Source organism: Parageobacillus galactosidasius, assembly GCF_002217735.1.
Classification (GTDB): domain Bacteria; phylum Bacillota; class Bacilli; order Bacillales; family Anoxybacillaceae; genus Parageobacillus_B; species Parageobacillus_B toebii.
Genome location: NZ_NDYL01000002.1, coordinates 687588 through 709022, shown reverse-complemented (window position 1 = coordinate 709022; position 21435 = coordinate 687588). Strand labels below are relative to the sequence as shown.

Genomic DNA, 21435 nt, shown 5'->3' with positions numbered 1-21435 from the left:
GGGCCGATTTTTTCGTTGTAAAAATGTTTTTTTAAAAACAGTGAGGTGAGTAATTTTGTTACATATAAGAAACTTAGAAGAAAATGATTTTGAATTTTTATTGGATATGATGTATGAAGCTATTTATATTCCGAAAAATAAGCCACCCAAAGAGGAACTGCTAAATTCACCACATATTAAAAAATATCATGAAGGATGGGGGAGAAAAGGGGATAGAGCTTTAATTGCTTTTCACGATAATCAGCCTGTTGGTGCTGCATGGTATCGCTTATTCAAAGAAAACCAAAAAGGATATGGATATGTTGATGATCATACTCCAGAACTCGGGATAGCTGTTATTGATGCTGAAAGAGGTAAAGGTATAGGCACTCTACTTATGAAAAAGTTATTTGAACAAGCTTTGAAAGATGGCTATACATCCTTATCTTTAAGTGTTGACCCAAATAACATGAAGGCTGTACAACTTTATAAGAAACTCGGATTTAAACAATGTGGTTCATCGGGAACATCTTGGACAATGGTATATAACATTAAATAAAAAAGGTTCAAGAGAAGTTTTTATCGAAATAAAAAAGGGGGGAGGGAATTTATATGAAAAATGATCAAGTAAGAACAGTATATGTAATATCAGGACCCGCTGGGATTGGTAAGTCAACAATTTCAAAAGAACTGGCAAATAAATTAAGTCATAGTGCTTATATTTCTGGCGATTACATCAGTCATATGCACATTAATGGGCGGAAAAAACCTTGGGAAAGTAAAGAAGAACTCTCATTAATTTGGGATAATATTTTAAGCCTTGTTAGAAATTTTGTGAAATATGGGAATAATGTCGTGGTGGATTATGTTACCTTTCCTCAAGAAGCAATTTGGCTTTATGAAAATCTAAAGGATTTAAACGTAAGTGTTGTTTATGTAGTTTTATGGGCTGATAATGAAACGTTAATCAAAAGGGACGAAATGAGAAAACCAGAGCATAGAATGGGTGAACGCTGCTTAATTTTAGCTGATGAATTTAATGAATGTGGATTAGATAAAAAATATATTTTCGATACCAGTGAAAAAACTACTGATGATATTGATAATATCATTTATGAAATTATGAACAATCAAAAGTTTAAAATTAGTTAAACTCCCATGGAAGAACGAATCAACTTCCATCATCTGTGGTGAAGCTTGCTTCATGGTTGGATAACGGTGCTTTAATTCAAAAAGGAGTAAAGTTGTTCAACTAACAGGGCAAGTCAGGTGAAAAAGGGGCTATTTTCCTGTGACACATTAGGATATTAACCATAATCAAAACAACAATTTGCAAGCGTCATAATGGGCAAGAATCTATACCTCTTTGAATATGGACGCATACACTATTTTAAAAACAGTTAAGGGGAGATATAAAATGGAAAGACAATTCATTGGAAGTTACGATAGTTATCCTGGTCACGGTTATCATCATGGCCACGGTGGGTATTATCCTGGCCATGGCTATCATCATGGCCACGGTGGGTATTATCCTGGTCATGGCTATCATCATGGTCATGGCGGATATTATCCTGGTCATGGCTATCACCATGGCCATGGTGGGTATTATCCTGGGCATGGCTATCACCACGGTCATGGTGGGTATTATCCTGGTCATGGCTATCATCATGGTCACGGCGGGTATTATCCTGGGCATGACAGCTTCCAACGTTAAACTATCGTAGTACCAAAGGAATGGAATTAAATTTTAAGTCAGAAAATAATGCTGGCTTTCTCTATGTATAGGAATAAATGTTAAAGCCGATGATAAAATGGCCTTGACAGTTATTTGGAATTGTAAATCTACTACTAGGGGCAATATTAGGTCTAAAATGTTTGGTTAGTACCTGCTTTCCATGTGGAAGCAGGGTTTTTGTTTTTGTAACAGGCGGCGATCATTTTACAATATTTGTATATTGTTATAATAGTTTAACTTGTGGGAAAATTTTTGAGTTAGTGAAATAAATGAAGGAGTAGTCATTGATGGATATTAAAAAAGCATAAACTCTTCGAAAAGTGTTCGTTTGGTAGTAATCAGTCTCTTTTATACAATAATTGGATTCCTATTGGTTAAAGTCACTATAACATCCCATTTTAGTTCGTACTTTACTTTTTCCATAATGTCTGCTGGACAGAGGCTCAGTTAATTTTGTGTTTGCTATATTAGACTTAGATAACAATAGATTATACATCGTAAGAGAGGACTCGTAATGAAATGCCCTGCTATCCGCAGAATTTTTTGTTTTTATCACTTCCACTCTCACACCTCTACCTTGAAATAACTGTGGATAGCTTTTACTGTTATTTTATCCATCGACACAGGTGACTGTTAAAGAATGTTGTTGATCCGTTGATCCATGGAAAAATAAAATTTCTTCCATCATCTGTGGTGAAGCTCGCTTCATGGGTGGCTGTGGGTGCGATGCTTCAATGTAAATTAGCACATTATTTCAGAATCCCTTTTTCAAATTATTTCAGGCGGATTCGGAAATAATGTGCTAATTTACACCCAAAGCTTTTGTTGGAGGTGAGGATAATCGGGGCATGCTCGTACCGCCGGGCGATCACTTGAAATAAGTAATGAGCGCTGTTCGGGTCCAGTTTTAGATACCCCATTTCATCAATAATGAGAACGGTTGGCTTCACAAAGACACGAAGCTTTTTCTCCAACTTTCCTTCCTGGTCGGCTCTTCTTAACTGATTGACCAAATCGTGAGCGGTAATAAAATACGTTTTATATCCTCTTGCGATCGCCTCCATTCCAATCGAAATTGCCAGATGTGTCTTCCCAATCCCCGGTGGACCGAGAAAGAGGATATTTTCTTTCCGGTCAATAAAGGACAACGTAAGCAGTTCTCGAATCCGGCGCTCATCCACCGAAGGCTGCGCGGTAAAATCAAACGTATCGATCGTCTTGCGATACGGCAGTTTGGACAGCTTGATGAGCGTTTGGATCGATCGTGCCTGTTTTTCGACGATTTCTGCCTCTAATAAGCGGAATAAAAACTCTGAATATGATATATTATGAGTAGAGGCGTATTCTGCCATGGCGGACCATCGCTCCGCCATGACAGGCAAATGGAGTTGGTGGCAATACTCGTGTATTCGTTCTTTCATGAGCTTTCCCCTCGCAGGAATGCGTCATAAACGGACAATGGACGAGTATCCACTTCCACCGAAACAGGCGAAATGGTGGCGGCCATTTCCGTCTGTTTCTTTTTTATTTTTTCGGCGAATGAAATCACTTTTTTCTGTTGGTCCACGTGAGAAATCTCCTCCCCTCGAAAGTACAATCGAATATCTCCATTTAATCGCTCCTTCACCAGAATTTCTTTGCCCGCATACTCCGCCGATAAGAGCCATTGTTCCCCTTTGTAGGAGAAACTGCCATCCCAATGCACCTTCCGATAGGAAAGATAGCTCGTATCGTAATCTTTCAACGGAAGAGGCTTGAGTGACTCCTCAGCCCAACGCTCTTGCGGAGAAATACCGGTAGTGGCGTTTGGCTTCCGATTCGCCACTTGATCGAGCCAACGATGTAAAAGGAAATTTAATTCTTCGATGCTTTCAAACGATGTTCCTACATAGAAGTGATCCATAATATACTGAATGGCTCGTTCGACTTTTCCCTTTGTCTGGGCCCGGTAAGGCCGGCATACTTTTGGAATAAATCCGTAGTAACTCGCAAATTCGGAAAATCGTTGATTCCATTTCACCACTCCTTGTTCTCGCCCGTCTGTAACGGTCTTCATATTGTCAAATAACACCTTCTTCGGAACCCCGCCAAAGTACTTGAAGCTCTGAATCAGGCATTCCATTAAGTGTTCCTGATCCTGGCTGACCGTAAATACCGCGTATTTCATCCGCGAATAGCCTAACACAGCCACAAATAGCGATAACTTGACTTTTCTCCCTTCGATCACGACCTCCCCGACTTCTTTCCAATCGACTTGCATTTGTTCGCCAGGAAGCGTTTCATAACGAACGGTGTATTTCTTTTTCGCCGTCTCTCGGAAAGGTTTCATATAGTCTTTTAAAATCGTCTTTCCTCCCGTATAGCCCTGTTGTCGAATTTCGAAAAACAACTTTTCGCTATTAAACACCCCATCTTCTAACATCCGTTTTTGAAGATACGGTTTAAATGGATCTAACTTGCTTTTTCTTTGTTTTCGCTTGGATTTGGAAGGAGGATTGGGAGAGTGAATATATTTTCGGACTGTTTTTCGATCAATCCCCAACTCCCTCGCAATATCGGAAATACTCATTCCCCTTTCATACATCTCTTTGATCATAAAAAATTCCCCTCTCGTAATCATGAACCATAGCTCCTCTCATTGACACTATGGTTCTATTGTAAGTGGGGAATTTTATTCCGGCTATATTGGGGATTTTATCATCGGCTTTAACATTTACTTATAAAGTCAAAACTCGGTTCCAACTCAAACTTGTATTTTACATTTATCAAATGATACACAGCATCAATCATTCCAAAGAACCTTGTGTAGTAACTTTCCATATAGAAACCAAACCAGTAAAGATGTATATAATGTTTTTCTTCAAAGTGAGGAAAATATTGAACGCTTTGACCATCTTTACCCGGTGATATATACCACTCTTCATCCGGTATCCCAGCATTATAGTAAGACATCAACATTACATAATTGTTAACTAAATCAAACGCTCTGTTATTGAACTCTTGCAGAACATAGTTTAATTGTATTCCATAATAACCTTCATCGAAGTCCAGGATATTGAATTTGTTCTTTACGACTTCAAGTTGAATCTTATCTATATACATGCAACATGAAGAGTTAACTTCTCAGTCATCCTGCACACCCTAAGCGCTGCAGCACTTCCTCCGGACGTTCGTGGATGTAGTTGACAAACCGAGTAATGGCTTGAATGATATCGTTAAGAGCGTGCAAACGTTCCGAAAGAATGTGCAAAATCCGGAACAATCCGCAAAAATTTTGCACATTATTTCCGAATCCGCCTGAAATAATTTGAAAAAGGGATTCTGAAATAATGTGCTAATTTACAATTTGGCTAGACCAAAAGAAAAAGGTAGGGTATTCTCTGATTTGGCCAAAAATCTTAGAGAAAGGAGAACCCTACCTATGTCTAAAAGTATACCGAATTTAGACTGGCTCAATCAACTGGAAAACGCCATTCGTCAGTTTGTAAAGGAAAAATTAGAGTTGATCATGAAGGAAGAAATTCAGAGTTTCCTCGAAATTGAACAGAAGGGAACGTCGAATAGAAGAAACGGCTATTACCATCGAAACCTAGATACGCAGTATGGTCGTATCGAAGGCCTTTCTGTTCCAAGAGACCGAAACGGGGAATTTCAAACGCAGTTGTTCACCCCTTACCAACGCCATACCGGCTGGCTCGAGGAAGCCATCATCAAGATGTATCAAAGTGGCATGAGTACGCGTGAAATTGGCAAGTTTATCGAACGAATTTTAGGAAATGCCTACTCACCAACAACGATTAGCCATATCACGGATGTGGTAAGGGAAGACATCGAGAAATGGCATAATCGCCCCCTACCCAAGCGTTATTCGGTCTTATATTTGGATGGGTTGTACGTGAAACTTCGTCGAGATACGGTAGAAAAAGAGGTCATTTATGTCGTGTTAGGTGTAAACGAAGAAGGGTATCGTGAAATTCTCGACTTCTTCGTAGGAGGACAAGAAAGTGCCTATGGGTGGCAAGAGATTCTCCACAATCTCTACAAGAGAGGATTACAGGAAGTACTTCTTGGTGTATTCGATGGCCTTCCGGGACTGGAGGAAGCCTTTAAAGCCGTTTATCCGAAAGCCGATGTGCAGCGCTGTGTCGTTCACAAAGTACGTAATACCTTAAATCGTGTTCGGAAAAAAGATCAATTTGAAGTGGCAGAGGATCTCAAACTGATTTATCGCGCACCGAATAAGGAGATTGCGTTACAGATGTTTCAACAGTTTGAGTCGAAATGGTCCAGCAAGTATCCGAGAGAAGTTCAATCTTGGGCCAATGAGTTGGATGTCCTCCTTACATTTATGGATTATCCAAGCAGTATTCGAAGTGTGATTTACACGACCAATGCCATTGAACGAACGATCAAAGAGATTCGGAAACGTCTAAAGCCGATGAACAGTTTGAGTAGTTTAGAAGCCGCTGAAAAAGTCGTGTATTTGACCATCCAAGATTTTAATGAGAAATGGGCAGGGCGAAAGTTGCGAGGATTTGCCGAAGCACATGAAGCCCTTCAACGAATGTTTGAAGAACGTTATAATTAACCAAATAATGTAAATCAATGAGATAAGGGGGATTCTCTCTTTCCACACAGGAGACTGAATATTCAGTCTCCTGTGTGAAGGAAACCGGTTCCCTATCCATTCCAAATCCATTTCTGAGATACCCTATCTATCTTACATTACACAAAATTCTTGACGGTACCGATGCATTAGAAATGTATAAAAATCATTTGCCAGAATATTTATAATTGTTAAGTTGACGGATGCGATAGTTAAACAAGGCAGTCTAGGGTGACGGAAGTTATTCGTCACCTTTGCCATGTCTTTCTGATTACTTAGGTGTACGGGGTGTTTTTGTTCTTTTTAGAAAAGGGATAATAGCATGGATTGTTGAATTCTGTAAGATAGGGGATGGATATATGTTGCAAAAGTTGTTGCTGACAGGAAAAAGAGTATCTCTGCGGACACCAACACACGATGATCTGCCAATTCTGTATAACCTGATATACGGTGTGGAGAATCCAGAATGGAAAAAGTACGATGCTCCTTATTATCCACTTGAATTTTGTACCTTTGAAGAGTTTTCTAAGAGAATGGAAGAAAAAATGAATGTTACGGATGTACCAAGTTAAATGATTATTGAACATCAAGGTCAAATTATAGGTATGGTTAGCTATTACTGGGAGGATGAACGTACACGATGGCTTGAAATGGGAATCGTCATATATTCTCCCGAACATTGGAATGGTGGATTTGGAACGGAAGCATTATCTTTATGGATTGACTATCTCTTTGAAAATTTAACCATCGAGAGAGTGGGGCTGACGACTTGGTCTGGAAATCCACGCATGATCAGATGCGCGGAAAAATTGGGAATGCGATTAGAAGGTAGAATGAGAAAATGCCGCTACTATAATGGCGAATACGATGATTCCATTCGGATGGGTATTCTTCGTGAGGAATGGGATGAGTTTAAAAAGAATAATCCTTTATTCAACTAAGAACGATTAGGACATTCTTCTATACACAGCATGTTAAATCAATATAGCCACGTCCTCCCAAGTATGCAGAAAGACGTGGCTAGTAAGTTATATAACTTATTTGAAGCGCAAATTTTCAGTTTTATGATCAACGTGTGGTAAACACATCACTTCCATTATTTCCATTCAAACGCCCAATTTCCGTTGCGGAAAATTGGTTCGCGCTTGCCGTCTTTCGTAACGCCATCGATGTTTAATTCGGCAGAGCCGATCATAAAATCTTCATGGATGAGGCTATCGTTGACCCCATGTTTGTCGAGTTCCTCTTTGGACATGGAGGTGCCGTTTTGAATGTTCGTTGGGTATGCTTTTCCGAGCGCTAGGTGACATGCGGCGTTTTCATCGAACAACGTGTTATAGAAAATTAAATTCGATGTGGAAATCGGTGATTGATGTGGAACGAGTGCCACTTCTCCTAACCGGCGCGCTCCTTCGTCCGTATCCAATAAATGCTTTAATATTTCATATCCTTTTTCAGCAGTGAAGTCAACGACTTTTCCATTTTTAAACGTAAGGGTAAATCCATCTATCAGGTTGCCGTTATAATTAAGCGGCTTTGTATTGCGCACTATTCCGTTTACTCCGTCTTTATGCGGCATCGTAAACACTTCTTCTGTCGGGATGTTCGGGTTGAAACGAACGCCTTTCTCGCTGACGGCTGCACCGCCATGCCATACATGGTTTTCTACAAGTTCGATCGTTAAGTTTGTTCCAGGCGCTTCATAGATGAGTTGTTGATATTGTTTATTGTTTAAGTAATCAACGATTTTGGCGAGTTGGTCGTTATGTTGCTGCCACGCTTGGATAGGGTCGTCCTGGTCGACGCGGGTAATGCGGAATATCGCTTCCCATAGCTTGTCGATCGCTTCTTCTTCACTGAGGTCTGGAAATATTTTTTTCGCCCACGCCGGCGTAGGAACGGAGATCAATGACCAACAGTTTTTATCCGCCATTAAGGCACTGCGATAATTGCGCAATGCTTGAGATGCGGTTTTATTTGCCGTTGCGATCCGTTTCGGATCAATGTCTTTCAATAAATCCGGGTTTGGCGAATAGATGGATAAAAACGCCGCACCTTCTTCCGCAAGCTGTTCCATTCCTTTCGCACGCCACATTGGATATTCCAAAAACGCTTCATCTGGAGCATACTTGAATTTAATGTATGTAAGATCTTCGTCATTCCATTCGACATAGACATGTTTGGCGCCAACTTCGTATGCTTTTTTCGCGATTTTCCGTACAAGCGGAGCAGCCACAAGCGGCGCGTTTACAAAGAGCGTTTGCCCTTTTTGGACGTTGACGCCGACTTGTACGGCGAGCGCGGCATATTTTTCTAAATTTTGTTCCCAGTCGCTCACTTTTTTCACCCCTTGATTTTCGTATTATGTAGGATTCTATTATATACGAGGAACTCGGAACATTCAAATATTTGGATGAATTGGTATTGTTAAAAAGGCGGGAAACAATTGGTCAGAAAGTATAAGACGAAGTTAACGTTTTTCTCAAGAAGTTTATCACCTCAAGATGGAATGTAGGTCGAAGAGGTTCATTCAATGGATTTCAACGCGAATATTATTTTGCTTTCTATCCATCATCCTCTAAAACGGTTACGGTTGGCCGAAATAACGAATCAATTAGCATCCTTATAGTCGTTTCTAATATGCCAAGCTCTTATTTTGTTTATGAAAGACGCATAATGATTGTAGATGCGGAATAATTTGAATAATAACCATGTCTCGTTGGAGAAAAGGAAATCGAAATACTGTGTAGTCTATTTGCATCGTCTTTACCGATGATGCGTTCAGTAGACATCAGCCAGTATCGTCATTGTGTGTGATGGTTTATACTGGCTTTTTGTTTTGCCGTGATGAGTTTCGTTTACGAAAGGAGGAGCATCGTCGCGAGTTATTTTTATTGTTGAAGGGCGTGCAACGAATGAGTGGAAGCAATGATAGGCAGACAGGGCTGTATGTCTATGGAGGGAGGAGAATTTGGATGAAAACAGCGGATATTATCATTGTCGGCGGAGGAGTAATGGGATCGAGTGTAGCTTTCCATCTTCGGAAAATTGGCTTTGATGGCAGAATCGTTGTTTTTGAAAAAGACCCTTTGTACGAGTTCTCGTCTACGCCAAGAAGCGCGGGAGGAATTCGACAGTTATACACGACGCCGATCAACATTCAATTAAGTCGATATAGCCTGCAAATATATAAACAATTTCCTCAAACGATGGCTATTGATGGAGAACCGGCGGAGATTCATTTTCGTCAAAACGGATATCTCTTTTTGGCTACGAAAGAAATGCTTCCATCGTTGAAAAAACATTGCTCGCTGCAAAACCAATACGGCGTTCCGTCGCAAGTATTATCAGCCCAAGAGTTGCTGAACATCATTCCCGAACTAAATATCGATGATTTAGCGGGCGGGCTTTATTGCCATGAAGATGGCTATTTAGATCCTTATTCGGTGATGCAAGGATATAAGAAAAATGCCCAGCGATTAGGAGTGGAATATATTTATAAAGAAGTAGAGACAATTACAACCAATGAAAACAAAGTGAGCGGAGTTCGGCTTGTAGATGGCACCGTGTATCACGCTTCGATCGTGATCAACTGCGCTGGGGCGTGGGGGGTATATCTTAGCGAAAAAATCGGTATTCCGTTGCCGGTTCATCCGTTAAAACGGCAAATTTTCCAATTTGATGTAGCAACACCGTTAAAAAAGGAATTGCCGCTGACCATTGATCCAACCGGCGTGTATTTCCGCCATGAAGGAAGTAAAATTTTATCGGGCTTTTCCGAAGATACAAAGCCGGGAATTGATTTCACCGTGACACGTTCCTTATTTTATGAACAAATGTGGCCGATTTTGGCGCAGCGCATTCCAAACTTTGAAGCGGTGAAGGTAACAGCGGCGTGGGCAGGACTGTATAGCTTTAATACGGCAGACCATAACGCCATTATCGGAAAACATCCGTCACTGCATGGGTATTATATGGCGCTCGGATTTAGCGGGCATGGCATGCAGCAGGCTCCGGGAGTCGGTATAGGACTGGCTGAATTAATTTATTACGGAAAATATAAAACGATTGATCTCACTCCTTTGCGTTTTGAGCGGTTTGCGGAAAACGATTTAGTGTTGGAAGATGCTGTTGTGTAAATGCTGTAAGACAAGAGAAAGGTAAATTTCTATAAAAAGGAAAGGAGGATACGCAATGTTAGTGCTTGATGAAAAAGCAATGCTCGAAACCGCTTCGATGAAAGATGTCATGGAAGCGATGGAGCGGGCATACTGTCTCTATGAAAATGAACAGTACGAAATGCCGCTAAGAACTCAGCTCCAAGACAATGAAAATACGTTTTTGCTAATGCCTTCGATTGCTCATCAATCGTTTAGTTTGAAAATTGTAAGCGTTTTCCCTAATAATCGACAGCATCCTGTAACGCAAGGAATGGTTATATTAATAGACCGTCAAACCGGAAGCGCAAAAGCGTTGTTCAAATGGTTGCTTTTTCTAAAGTCGTCACAAACAAGGTGAATCATACTTTTCAAGCAGATTGTCCGACTATCTTCAAGTCTACTGGCATGGCGCTGTTTGATCTTGTTGTTGCGGAAATGATGTATGAAAGAGCAATTGCAAAGCAGACGGGCGTGTACGTCCATTTGTAAACCAGCCAAAAGGAGTGGGCCCATTGCATACGATCATTATGGTCGAATTTATTCTATATTGCTTATTTATGTTAGTCATTGGTTATTTGTATAGTAAAAAAGATATTAACCATTCCGATTTTCTTTTAGGCGGGAAAAAGCTGCCAGGATGGGCTTTAGCATTTTCGGAAAGAGCTACCGGCGAGTCTGCTTGGCTGCTGCTAGGATATACGGGATTTGTGTTTGCGACTGGTTTATCGGGAATTTGGGTAGCAATCGGAATTTCACTAGGAATTATCTTTTCATGGCTGTTTTTAGCGAAGAAGTTTATGAAAGAAACAAATGAATATAAAGTGCTGACATTGCCGGGTTATTTAGCTAAGCGGTTTGGAGCGCACGGAAAAATAATTTTATGGATTTCTACAATTCTTATTCTTAGCTTTATGATGTTTTATTTTGGTGCACAAATTGCAGGAGCGGGAAAAACCCTTTTCACTGTTTTTCGTATTGATCCTGTGATTGGAATGATTGTAAGCACCATCATTGTGGTTATTTTATCGTATGTAGGAGGATTTATAAGTGTTGTATGGACAGATATGGTTCAAAGCTTAATCATGCTTGCGACGCTGGTAGTGCTTCCGATTGTCGCTTTGTTTCATATTTATAGCGGAGATTTATCCATCAGCCAGGCGCTGCAAGCCGCTGAGCCAGGGATTGATTCGTGGACTGGCGGAGTGACTGGATTTGCCTTAGGATTACTGCTGTTTAACAACTTTGCTTGGTTTTTTGGCTTTCTTGGCGGCCAGCCGCAATTAAGCGTGCGTTTTATGGCGCTGAAGAATGGCAAAGAGGCAAAAACCGCCAGCATCATGGCGATTGTATGGACGCTTTTAGCTTATAGTGGCGCGTTTTTAATCGGAATTACCGCCATTACGTTGTATCAAGGACATCATTTTGCTGATGTAGAAACGGTTTTACCGTATATGATGTTAGACCTTTTGCCGCCATGGATTGCGGGAATATTGCTATCTGGCATTCTCGCTGCCATTATTTCCACAGCAGACTCCCAACTCCTCGTTGTCACTAGCTCCATTAGTGAAGATATTATTCGAAACGCGTTAGGAATGAAATTAACGGAAAAACAATTGGTGAAAATTTCAAGAATCGTTGTCATTATTGCGGGAATAGCAGGGCTAATCATTGCGTTAACCTCTGAATCGTTAGTCTATCTTGTTGTCAGCTGGGCGTGGGCTGGAGTCGGATGTACGCTGTCGCCGGCGATTATTTTGACATTCATTTGGAAGCGATATTCCGGTATTGGTGTGATTGCGACGATTATTGCTGGATTTGCCAGCACGATTATTTGGATTTCCTCACCTCTTGAAGCAATCATCAGCTCACGTTTTACGACTTTCTTTATTGCCATGCTCGCTGGGGTTCTATTTAGTCTCCTTTTCCCAGATAAAGAAGAAATGAAAGAAATTCCGACTGAAACAACCATATAATATTTCATAATTGTTAAAAGGAAACATCTCCATTCATCGTTGAGGAGGTGTTTCCTTTACGCAAACATTCAACACAGACAAGCGATTTATGTTATAACGAAATTAATGCTGGAAACCAATATAGAAAAGAGATTACAATAAAATTACCACTATTTATACAATAAAAATGTTATGTTAACAATACCCGGAAGGAGAAAACAACCATGACGCAAAAGAGCCAAAAGTTGCTGCTTATTGACGGGATGGCGCTCTTATTTCGATCGTTTTATGCGACCGCGCTTTATGGGAATTTTATGTTTACAAGCGATGGGATTCCGACAAACGCAGTTTATGGGTTTGTCAAACACTTGATCGCTTCCGTCCATCATATAAAGCCAACGCATGTTGTTTGCTGCTGGGATATGGGAAGCGCGACGTTTCGAACGGAAATGTTTCCGATGTATAAGGCAAACCGAGGTGAGCCGCCATTAGAGCTTATCCCGCAGTTTGAACTAGCAAAGCACATTGTTTCCGCGTTTGATATTCCGAACATTGGCGTACTGGGAGCGGAGGCAGATGATTGTATTGGCACGCTCACAAAGCAGTGGAAAGACGAAATGGATATTGCCATTTTGACAGGGGATCGAGATTTGTTGCAGCTTCTTTCCGAAACGGTAACGGTATATCTGCTGGACAAAGGAATTGGAAATTATCATATCTATACGCTCGAGCGGTTTCGAAAGGAGATGGAAATACTGCCATCGCAATGGGTCGATGTCAAAGCATTAATGGGCGATGCAAGCGACAATTATCCGGGGGTACGCGGCATCGGCGAAAAAACGGCGCTAAAATTAGTGCGCCAGTATGGTTCGATAGAAGGAATCCTCGAACATCTTCCTCTTTTGACAAAGTCGCAGCGGCAAAAGTTGCAAGAGCATGAAGAGATGCTGCATCTTTCTAGAAAACTAGCGAAAATTTATTGTGATCTTCCGATAGCGCTGCGAATCGAGGAGGCGAAGTGGGACGTAGACAAAGAAAAAGTGGAGCAGGCTTTCCTCGCTTTAGAATTCAAAGGGGGGGACCGTTTGTTGACATATACTTGACACTCCACACGACTCAAGTCGTGGGATTCTTGGGTCGTTAGCGTCCGCATCCATTTCTGGTTTGGACAACGCTCAAGTTCAGGGTTGTGCCATCAGCCCGTCCTACGGCAGAGCCTATAGCTCCGTAGGCTGGCAGACTATCGCTTACGCTACACCATCTGCCACAGGTGGCTCTCTTACATGTTTTTACGTCTTTTTCTTGACGGACTCCATCGGTTTTACGCTTGAAAAGTCTACCTTTTCGTTCAAGCAACCCCATACCGATGCGGTTAGAAACATCCACCTGTTTTCATTATACCAAAGCGATTCTATGTCGAGCAATTGAACTGCCCATAGGCAGTCCTTGCACGAAGCCGATTCGTCCCATAGCTAAAGTCGATGGGCTTTCTCGGCTAGATTCTATAATCGCTATCATTCAGCATCAACCCATGTTTGGGCCCACTCTTCAATCGCTTCAATTACCGTTTGCAAAGCACGCCCTTTTTCGGTCAACGTATATTCAATACGCACTGGCACTTCCGGATATACGTTGCGGTTTACAATTCCTTCTTCCTCTAACTCTTTTAATCGTTCTGAAAGCAGGCGCCCGCTGATTGGAATCGACGCTTCGATTTCGGAAAAGCGCGTTTTTCCTTCTAACAATTGACTAATAATAAGGCCGACCCATCGTTTGCTTAATAATTTCATTGCGGCTTCGAATTTAGGGCATAAATTCGATGGGGAACAGGACGTTTGTATCGTTTTTTTTCTCATATTTCCCACCTTTAAGAATATATTGAATACGTTCGCCATTCTTATAGTTCTATTTTACGATATATTAAAAAAAAGGAAAAGACGGAAAATGCTATATGGATGTAACCGCTTGCGCACGATTTCATCCTTCCCGTTTCGTTGCGAAGTTGTCAAAACTTTATTAAGAAATTGTGAAATAGTGAACAAAATCATTTTCATTCCTATAAAAAATAGTACGATATAAGTGTAAGGAACAAAAAAATGGGAGGGGATGAAACATGTTTGTAAAATGGCTGCGCGAACATGCAAGCTCTGCTGCAATACTAACATTGTTTCGCTTATATCTCGGATATGCTTGGATCACGGCAGGATGGCATAAAATAGTGGATGGATTTGACGCAACAGGATTTTTAAAAGGCGCGCTCGCAAAAGCATCTGGTGAGCATCCAGCCGTACAAAGTTGGTGGGCTGCTTTTATCGAACATATTGCCTTGCCAAACGTCGGGGTGTTCAATGTGTTAGTGCCTTGGGGTGAATTATTAGTAGGTATTGCACTTATTCTTGGTCTTTTTACAACGTTTGCCGCATTGATGGGAGCAGTCATGAACTTCGCATTCATGTTCTCTGGAACAACTAGCACCAATCCACAAATGATTTTACTAACTATGTTCATCCTTGTTGCAGGTGCGAACGCAGGAAGATATGGTCTCGATCGTTGGGCGGTTTCTTACATTCGTAAATTTATGAACAAAACGCCTCGTCCACATCGCCCAGTCGCGTTTCATAGATAGATGGATGATCAACGGCCGTGCACTTACGGTTTTAGAAAGTGCTCGGCCTATTTTTTTATTCCTGCGTATAAGCGAAATCTCCCTGAAATATATATAAAGGTAAAATTGGATGTTTCGTGTGTTGGCAGAACAAATACATGCAACGATATTTTCCGTACTTTTACATTATTATCAATTTGTTTTTAACATCGTCTTTTTGCTAGTTTAAGAGTGCGAAATACTCGCTCTTTTTTTCCTTTGATGGTATTATAAGGATGGAAAAGTAGATATCAACAGTTTAGGATGAGGAATCTAAAAAGCTAGGGGAACGAAACGAACGAATGAATGTACAAGGATTTAGCCATGTGACCATTAATGTGAAGAATTTGGCTCGTTCGCTTCGTTTTTATGTAGACATATTAAACATGAAGCTTGTTCATCGCGGACGAAAGGATGCATATTTAGAATGGGGAAGCGCATGGATTTGTTTGCAGGAGCGTCCGGACATGGAAGATCAGTGTCCGCAGATTGGCGTGGATCATGTTGCATTTTTCATCGATGAGCAGCATTTTTGGGAAGCGGTACAGCATTTAAAAGCAAATCATGTGCCGATTGTCCGGGAACCGACTCAGCGCGGCCGCGGCCTTTCGGTCAACTTTCTTGATCCGGATGGCACTCAATTAGAATTGCATACATCCACATTGGCGGAGCGAATGAAGGTATGGAAATAAATACGAGAGGGTAAATGCGATGATAAACACAGCGATAATTGCGGGTATGGTTACCCAGCTAGTCATTTCACTTTTTGTGCCGATTGGCTTGCTTTTATATTTTCGAAAAAAGAAATGGCTTTCGTGGAAGCCGTTTGGCATCGGCGTCCTTATTTTTGTTCTATTTTCGCAAGTGCTAGAAAAAGCGCTGCATGTTGTGATGATTGACCCGAGCGGCACCTCATTAAAATGGACGGATAGCGTAGCGTTGTTTGTCCTGTATGCGACATTGGCCGCGGGAATTTTTGAAGAAGTCGGCCGTTATATTGGTTTTCGATGGATGTTAAAAAAGCACCGCGATTATAAAGACGGGCTGTCGTTTGGATTAGGGCACGGCGGCATCGAAGCGATTTTGATCGGCGTGCTTGGCGCCGTTAACGCGATCGTTCTCGCAAGCTTGATTCAATCCGGCGCGTTCGACAAGATGATTGCACCGACGCTTCCGAAAGAACAAGCGGCGTTCTTAAAAGATATGGTGCTGCACACCCCGTTTTCTATGTATGTGTTAGGTGGTCTTGAGCGAGTGTTTGCGATTGCGTTCCACATTGCGATGTCACTTGTTGTATTGCTTGGCGTGCGCGAACGGAAATTTCGCTATGTCATCTATGCGATTTTGCTGCACGCGCTAGTGGATACTGCGCCTGCGTTATACCAAGCGGGCGTTGTCGCGAATGTTTGGCTGATCGAAGCGGTGGTCTTTTTATTCGCGGTCACGGCATTTTTGTTTACACGTGAAATAAGGAAAAAATTTGAGAGCGGGGGAGAAGGATGAAGATTCACGTCAAACGATTAGATCATGTGCAAATTTGTATTCCAGTGGGAGCCGAAGATGAAGCGCGCGCGTTTTATACGGATTTGCTCGGTTTTACGGAAATTGAAAAGCCGGAAGCGTTAAAAGCGAATGGCGGACTTTGGTACAAAGTCGGCGATATCGAGCTCCATATCGGAGTAGAACAGCGCGATGGCTATAATAGTAAAAGCCACCCAGCGTTTGAAGTCGAAAATATCGATGAAGTGCGCCGCTACTTGGAGGAAAATGGCGTTCCGACCAAAGATGAAAAACCGATTCCAGGGGTGAAGCGGTTTTCGTTTCGCGATCCGTTCCATAATCGGATTGAGTTTTTGTCGAAAAGATAAGTTCAAGGTAGTTCGACACGGAATTTCCATTAAAGAAGCGTTGCTGCTGAAAAATAAGGTTCATCACGCAAGACGTTGAAGCATTGACTTCTTCCCCTGCTTGCCTTTGATTGAAGTGGGGGCTTTTCATTCGGTTATGATTAATAGAACGTTTGCCGAAGCGATTTTGCCGAAATCAAATCTATATGTTCATCCACTAATAGAAACATGAATCAGAAACGGACGATGGGGTTTTACGCCTCCTCGTCTTTTTTTGTTGCACAACAGTTTATTTGTCTATTAATTTTTTGTTTTTTCCGTTTTCCGTGATTTTCAACCTAAGTGTGTTGCACATATCTATCAACATTTTTCTCATTCATTATCCAACGCGGTGATGAGCTAATTTTTTCATTATAGTTATCTATCATATATGAATAATAGTGGATTTTTCCAAAATTGTGCGGATGGAGCGGTGCGGGCTTTCGTGCTGGCACGTATACATGAAGTACAAATGAATAATAGAGACACATGAGGTGAGGAGATAAAAAGCGGTAGAAGAGGAAAGGGATGATTGAATGAAACTTGTATAATTCGCCTGTGTGCAGGGGATGAGGTCATTGCCTTATTCTTGTCTGCAAGTTGCGTTTCGAATAAGCAAAGAGCAGATGGATAGGTGGTGTGATTTTCATACAATCAGGTTTCGGTTCTAAACTTTTTTCAAGTGGAGGATTACAGAAATACTATTAAACAAAAGGGATTGTTAATGAATGGATAGTATAATGACATGGATCACTGTATTTGCTTTTTTCTTTGCCTTACTGCTGATATATTGGAGGCCAAAAGGATTGAACGAAGCCATTCCAGCTGCCATTGGAGCTGTTATTGTCATATTTTGCGGAACAGTAACCATGGAGAATTTGCTGGATATTAGTTCAAAGGTGAGCGGCGCAGCGTTGACGATTATTTCTACCCTTATTATGGCGTTAGTACTTGAAAGCGTTGGTGTTTTTCATTGGGTTGCTGCTCACATTTCTGAAAGAGCGAAAGGATCTGGAATCCGGCTTTTTTGTTATACAAACTTGCTTTGTTTCTTAATGACCATTTTCTTTAATAATGATGGAAGCATTCTCATTACCACTCCGATTTTGCTATTAATCGTGAATCAATTTAAGCTAAAAAAATATCAGAAGTTGCCTTATTTGATCAGCGGCGCGTTAATTGCAACAGCGTCTAGTGCTCCGATAGGTGTAAGCAACATCGTCAATTTAATTGCTTTAAAAATCATCAATATGGATTTGTATATGCACACAGCGATGATGTTTGTACCTTCCATGATCGGATTGCTTTTTTTGTTCGGGATGCTGCTCGCCGTCTTCTATAAAGATATTCCTAAAGTTTTACCTTCAGTTACCATTTCCGTACTTTATGATCGTTTTGCCCATCCTTTAAAAACTACTTCTGTTTGGAAGTCAAACAAAATCAATGCTAGGCAAATAAAATGGATTCTCGTCTTTGTGTTCCTAGTAAGAATCAGCATATTTATTGCTTCTTATTTAGGAATCCCGGAAGTAGCAGTAGCGATTGCCGGTTCGGTCATTTTGCTCGGATGGAGATGGTATTATGCTAAAACCAAGCCATACGATGTATTGTTGAAAGCGCCTTGGCATATTCTCGTTTTCGCTACTGGTATGTATGTTGTTATCTATGGGTTAAACAATATTGGTTTCTCCGATTACCTCATTCACCAGCTATCTCCTTATATTGGGAACGATGTATTTCCATCGATTTTTATAATGGGGTCAACCGTATCGATATTGTCCAATGTGTTCAATAACCACCCTGCCTTAATGATTGGAACGATGGCACTTACAATGATCAATGCCGATCCAATCATATTAAAATCAGCTTATCTGGCTAGTATTATCGGAAGCGATATCGGTTCTTTGCTATTACCGATTGGGACATTAGCTACGCTGTTGTGGATGCATATTCTTAAGAAACATCATGAAAAGATTTCATGGTCTGCTTACATGAAAATTACGTTTGTTGTCATTCCGCCGACAGTCGTGTTTACCTTATTTGTTCTGTACTATTGGATGCTGCTGTTTTTTATCTAGCAAATAAGGAAATCAGTTTCTTTTCATCGTTCGTACGCATGCCATTCATGCTTGCATAAAAATAACTTCCCTCCTGTACATGAAGGGTTTAGCGTTACAGAGAGGGAAGTTTATTTTATTATTCAAGGAAGATGAATCGTCTTTACGTGCATTATTTTCCAAAATATCGATTTCCCATCAGCTGTTACAAGTTCAATAATGTCGTTTTGTACTTGCTTAAGCAATCCGATTTTCATTGGATGATCGCCTAAATCAAATACGATCAACTTTCCTTCAAATTTTTTTAATTGTTCTTCTAACGACCTTTGTAGTGGAATGTTGGTTGGTTTCACTGGCAGCACTTCATTGCCTAGTGTGTATGGAGTAATGTTTGTCTGATACGGGGTTAGCCATTTCAGATGGTTTAGAGAAATAAACATTGTCTTATACAATGGTGAGTAGAAAACGAAGTAATCATTTAAAACAGCTGTAACATAGCCATGGATCGATTTATTTCCTGTCACATAAATTTCGACAAAGCGCCCTTTTGCGTTGTTTAATGTTTTCCGATAGGAAATCATATCATCTTCATCAAAAGGTAATTCAGGGGTCGAATCCGATAATTCCGTATCTGGGTTTGCTGATAATCGGATGTTGTGAATGTGCAAATGAGGAATATATAAATATTCTTTCCCGTTATAAATCACAATAATATCTAATCCTATATCGACAAGTATGCCTTGCAACATTGCTTTTCCAGATAATTCTAATTCTACCTGCTTTCCGATTAAAGAGTGTAGGTGATTCATTTTCTCCCTCCTTCCCAAGCAGAATAGAAACAAGTAGATGCACAAATAATTTTTGCACTTGTGCATCCACTAGAAAGATGATCTTCGTTCCAACAATCGAAGAATGGCTGGCAATCAGCATTACAACAGCAATATTTATACATGTTGCATGGACAATGAAGAAAATGGTCATATAACTATTTCCAACGTCTTAATAAATATATAGGAGCAAAATGGTGGAAAAGCGATTCAAAAGGAGCTGATGGTAAGGAATGATGATTGTTATTCATGAACATCGCCAGTTTTAAAGTAGGGAATAGGAAACGCTTTACTTTTTCGGATCCCAAATATAATCAATCGTTTTAACGATTGTTTCCTTAACGATTTTTTCTTGTGGAGAGCTTCTTTGGCTTGTATGATGGTCTCTGTTCGATGTTCTGTTATCTTCTAGAATGACTGTTTCCTGCGAAGAGCTTTTTTGACTTGTATGCTGTTCTCTGTCCGATGTTTTGTTATCTTCTATTTTGTTTGTCATAACCCAATCTTTGTTGTTCTCATTCTCAGTAGTTTCATTATTTTGTTGTTGCTGATTTTGTTGCTGCTGTTGTTGTTTGAGAAAGCCTTTTGTACCAATACTGATGCTTTTAATGTGATAAGGGTAAATCCGAATGACTTCATCATTGTTCACTAACGTATAATGTTCTCCTTCTTCTTGCACAAGAATTCCTTCTGCCGCTTCAGGACCGCCGCGGTTAATAGAGACCCATTTATAAGCAAAATAATCAAATAACTCAAGGAAATTTTGTGCATGGATGTCATCAAAATTGAAGTCAGCAAAAATAGCGGAATTGCTGAGAGGAGTGCTTTGATCGATATTTTGATCGATATTTTGGCTTCTATTTTGCACGCTTATACTTTTGATGTGAGTTGTATTATAAAATACAATGCCATCGTCTTCCGTTAAGAGCCCTATATAATCACCAGCAACAAGGAGCACTATTCCTTTTTTAGATTCAGGACCACCTTGATTCACCTTGACCATGCTGCCAGTCAAATTTTTCAATAATTCCGTGAAATTGTTCGCTGACACCAATTCTGGATGATTATCAAAATCGATCGACCATTCAATAGAGTTCGCTTTTGAATTTTCACTGACGTTTTGGGCAAGTTTTAAGTTAGATTCAACAGAGTTAGCTGTTGAATTTTTATCAATGCTTTGAACATGTTTTAAGTTAGCGATTAAATTTTCACTAATGCTTTGGACATGTCTTAAGTTGCTATAAATATTTTCACTGATGCTTTGGACGATGTTTTGGACATGTTTTAAGTTAGATTCAACAGAGTTAGCTTTTAAATTTTCACTAATGCTTTGGACATGTCTTAAGTTATAGTAAATAATTGCGTTGTCCTTTTTTGCGTTGTTGTTATTGTTTGCGTTGTTATTTTGTTTATTGTCGTTTGATTGCTCTGGCATTAGTGCAACATAATCGGATTGAACATCTAAAAGCCTACCTTCGCAAGATTCTGGTCCCCCTCTGTATACTTTTACTCTTTTACCCACTAACGATTTTAGATAAGCATTTGACTCCACTGATTGACTATCTTTTTGCTGCCTAATCATTTATTTG

Annotated in this window: 21 protein-coding genes and 2 pseudogenes; 15 read left to right on the top strand and 8 right to left on the bottom strand. The window is 40.5% G+C overall.

Annotated elements, in window-relative coordinates; genetic code table 11:
• The first annotated feature begins 55 nt into the window (after window positions 1-55).
• The 3 genes from B9L23_RS12980 (at window position 56) to B9L23_RS12970 (ending at window position 1703) form a co-directional block, all read left to right on the top strand.
• Window positions 56-538, top strand: coding sequence for a GNAT family N-acetyltransferase (locus B9L23_RS12980; protein WP_089097825.1), 483 nt, complete (start codon window positions 56-58; stop codon window positions 536-538).
• Between the two features lie 47 nt (window positions 539-585).
• Entirely contained in the window at window positions 586-1131 is a 546-nt protein-coding gene (locus B9L23_RS12975) for an AAA family ATPase (protein ID WP_171699516.1), read from the top strand.
• A gap of 281 nt (window positions 1132-1412) precedes the next feature.
• Complete coding sequence (locus B9L23_RS12970; RefSeq protein WP_169712569.1) at window positions 1413-1703, top strand: hypothetical protein; 291 nt, start codon at window positions 1413-1415, stop codon at window positions 1701-1703.
• An 823-nt stretch (window positions 1704-2526) separates the two neighbouring features.
• Here B9L23_RS12970 and istB read toward each other — a convergent pair.
• The 4 genes and pseudogenes from istB to B9L23_RS20525 all read right to left on the bottom strand — a co-directional run.
• Window positions 2527-3135, bottom strand: a pseudogene (istB, locus tag B9L23_RS12965) (IS21-like element IS5376 family helper ATPase IstB); the annotation flags it as partial.
• On the bottom strand, window positions 3132-4334 hold the full coding sequence (gene istA, locus B9L23_RS12960; RefSeq protein WP_081133373.1) for an IS21-like element IS5376 family transposase: 1203 nt from the start codon (window positions 4332-4334) through the stop codon (window positions 3132-3134). The gene istA and the pseudogene istB, both read right to left, overlap by 4 nt.
• 86 nt (window positions 4335-4420) lie before the next feature.
• Window positions 4421-4666 carry a Cthe_2314 family HEPN domain-containing protein gene (locus B9L23_RS21795; RefSeq protein WP_245842415.1) on the bottom strand — a complete coding sequence of 82 codons (246 nt, stop codon included), beginning with the start codon at window positions 4664-4666 and terminating at the stop codon, window positions 4421-4423.
• 175 nt (window positions 4667-4841) lie between these two features.
• Complete coding sequence (locus tag B9L23_RS20525; protein ID WP_169712547.1) at window positions 4842-4994, bottom strand: hypothetical protein; 153 nt, start codon at window positions 4992-4994, stop codon at window positions 4842-4844.
• A 141-nt stretch (window positions 4995-5135) separates the two neighbouring features.
• Here B9L23_RS20525 and B9L23_RS12945 point away from each other — a divergent pair, with 141 nt between their 5' ends.
• Both B9L23_RS12945 and B9L23_RS12940 read left to right on the top strand, forming a co-directional pair.
• Window positions 5136-6302: an IS256 family transposase gene (locus tag B9L23_RS12945; RefSeq protein ID WP_089097823.1), complete on the top strand. Its 1167-nt coding sequence runs from the start codon at window positions 5136-5138 to the stop codon at window positions 6300-6302.
• A 377-nt stretch (window positions 6303-6679) separates the two neighbouring features.
• A pseudogene (locus B9L23_RS12940) lies at window positions 6680-7261 on the top strand (GNAT family N-acetyltransferase).
• A 155-nt stretch (window positions 7262-7416) separates the two neighbouring features.
• Here B9L23_RS12940 and B9L23_RS12935 read toward each other — a convergent pair.
• Window positions 7417-8658, bottom strand: a complete 1242-nt coding sequence (locus B9L23_RS12935) for an aminopeptidase (RefSeq protein ID WP_089097822.1) — start codon at window positions 8656-8658, stop codon at window positions 7417-7419.
• Between the two features lie 637 nt (window positions 8659-9295).
• Between B9L23_RS12935 and B9L23_RS12930 the strand changes: the two genes are divergently transcribed.
• The 5 genes from B9L23_RS12930 (at window position 9296) to B9L23_RS12915 (ending at window position 13535) form a co-directional block, all read left to right on the top strand.
• A complete protein-coding gene (locus B9L23_RS12930; protein WP_089097821.1) occupies window positions 9296-10459 on the top strand; it encodes an NAD(P)/FAD-dependent oxidoreductase in 1164 nt (387 codons plus the stop codon).
• Window positions 10460-10514: 55 nt separating this feature from the next.
• Entirely contained in the window at window positions 10515-10838 is a 324-nt protein-coding gene (locus B9L23_RS12925; protein ID WP_089097820.1) for a hypothetical protein, read from the top strand.
• Window positions 10835-10969 carry a hypothetical protein gene (locus B9L23_RS21430; RefSeq protein ID WP_281255493.1) on the top strand — a complete coding sequence of 45 codons (135 nt, stop codon included), beginning with the start codon at window positions 10835-10837 and terminating at the stop codon, window positions 10967-10969. Before B9L23_RS12925 ends, B9L23_RS21430 begins: the two co-directional genes overlap by 4 nt.
• Window positions 10970-11007: 38 nt before the next feature.
• On the top strand, window positions 11008-12453 hold the full coding sequence (locus tag B9L23_RS12920) for a sodium/proline symporter (protein WP_425439794.1): 1446 nt from the start codon (window positions 11008-11010) through the stop codon (window positions 12451-12453).
• Between the two features lie 203 nt (window positions 12454-12656).
• Complete coding sequence (locus B9L23_RS12915) at window positions 12657-13535, top strand: 5'-3' exonuclease (RefSeq protein ID WP_089097818.1); 879 nt, start codon at window positions 12657-12659, stop codon at window positions 13533-13535.
• Window positions 13536-13946: 411 nt separating this feature from the next.
• Here the strand turns inward: B9L23_RS12915 and B9L23_RS12910 are convergent, their stop codons facing one another.
• Window positions 13947-14288: a winged helix-turn-helix transcriptional regulator gene (locus B9L23_RS12910; RefSeq protein WP_089097817.1), complete on the bottom strand. Its 342-nt coding sequence runs from the start codon at window positions 14286-14288 to the stop codon at window positions 13947-13949.
• Window positions 14289-14545: 257 nt separating this feature from the next.
• Between B9L23_RS12910 and B9L23_RS12905 the strand changes: the two genes are divergently transcribed.
• The 5 genes from B9L23_RS12905 to B9L23_RS12885 all read left to right on the top strand — a co-directional run bounded on the left by B9L23_RS12905 (window position 14546) and on the right by B9L23_RS12885 (window position 19040).
• Complete coding sequence (locus tag B9L23_RS12905) at window positions 14546-15058, top strand: DoxX family protein (protein ID WP_089097816.1); 513 nt, start codon at window positions 14546-14548, stop codon at window positions 15056-15058.
• 320 nt (window positions 15059-15378) lie between these two features.
• Window positions 15379-15768: a VOC family protein gene (locus B9L23_RS12900; RefSeq protein WP_062756201.1), complete on the top strand. Its 390-nt coding sequence runs from the start codon at window positions 15379-15381 to the stop codon at window positions 15766-15768.
• 19 nt (window positions 15769-15787) lie between these two features.
• On the top strand, window positions 15788-16579 hold the full coding sequence (locus tag B9L23_RS12895) for a YhfC family intramembrane metalloprotease (protein WP_089097815.1): 792 nt from the start codon (window positions 15788-15790) through the stop codon (window positions 16577-16579).
• A complete protein-coding gene (locus tag B9L23_RS12890) occupies window positions 16576-16944 on the top strand; it encodes a VOC family protein (protein ID WP_089097814.1) in 369 nt (122 codons plus the stop codon). Before B9L23_RS12895 ends, B9L23_RS12890 begins: the two co-directional genes overlap by 4 nt.
• A gap of 746 nt (window positions 16945-17690) precedes the next feature.
• Window positions 17691-19040, top strand: a complete 1350-nt coding sequence (locus B9L23_RS12885; RefSeq protein ID WP_089097813.1) for an arsenic transporter — start codon at window positions 17691-17693, stop codon at window positions 19038-19040.
• A 122-nt stretch (window positions 19041-19162) separates the two neighbouring features.
• On the opposite strand, the gene B9L23_RS12880 is transcribed toward B9L23_RS12885, so the two are convergent.
• Both B9L23_RS12880 and B9L23_RS12875 read right to left on the bottom strand, forming a co-directional pair.
• Window positions 19163-19828, bottom strand: a complete 666-nt coding sequence (locus tag B9L23_RS12880; protein WP_089097812.1) for a DUF2642 domain-containing protein — start codon at window positions 19826-19828, stop codon at window positions 19163-19165.
• 307 nt (window positions 19829-20135) lie between these two features.
• Window positions 20136-21428 (bottom strand): hypothetical protein, encoded by a 1293-nt coding sequence (locus B9L23_RS12875; RefSeq protein WP_089097811.1) that lies wholly within the window; start codon window positions 21426-21428, stop codon window positions 20136-20138.
• Window positions 21429-21435 lie beyond the last annotated feature (7 nt).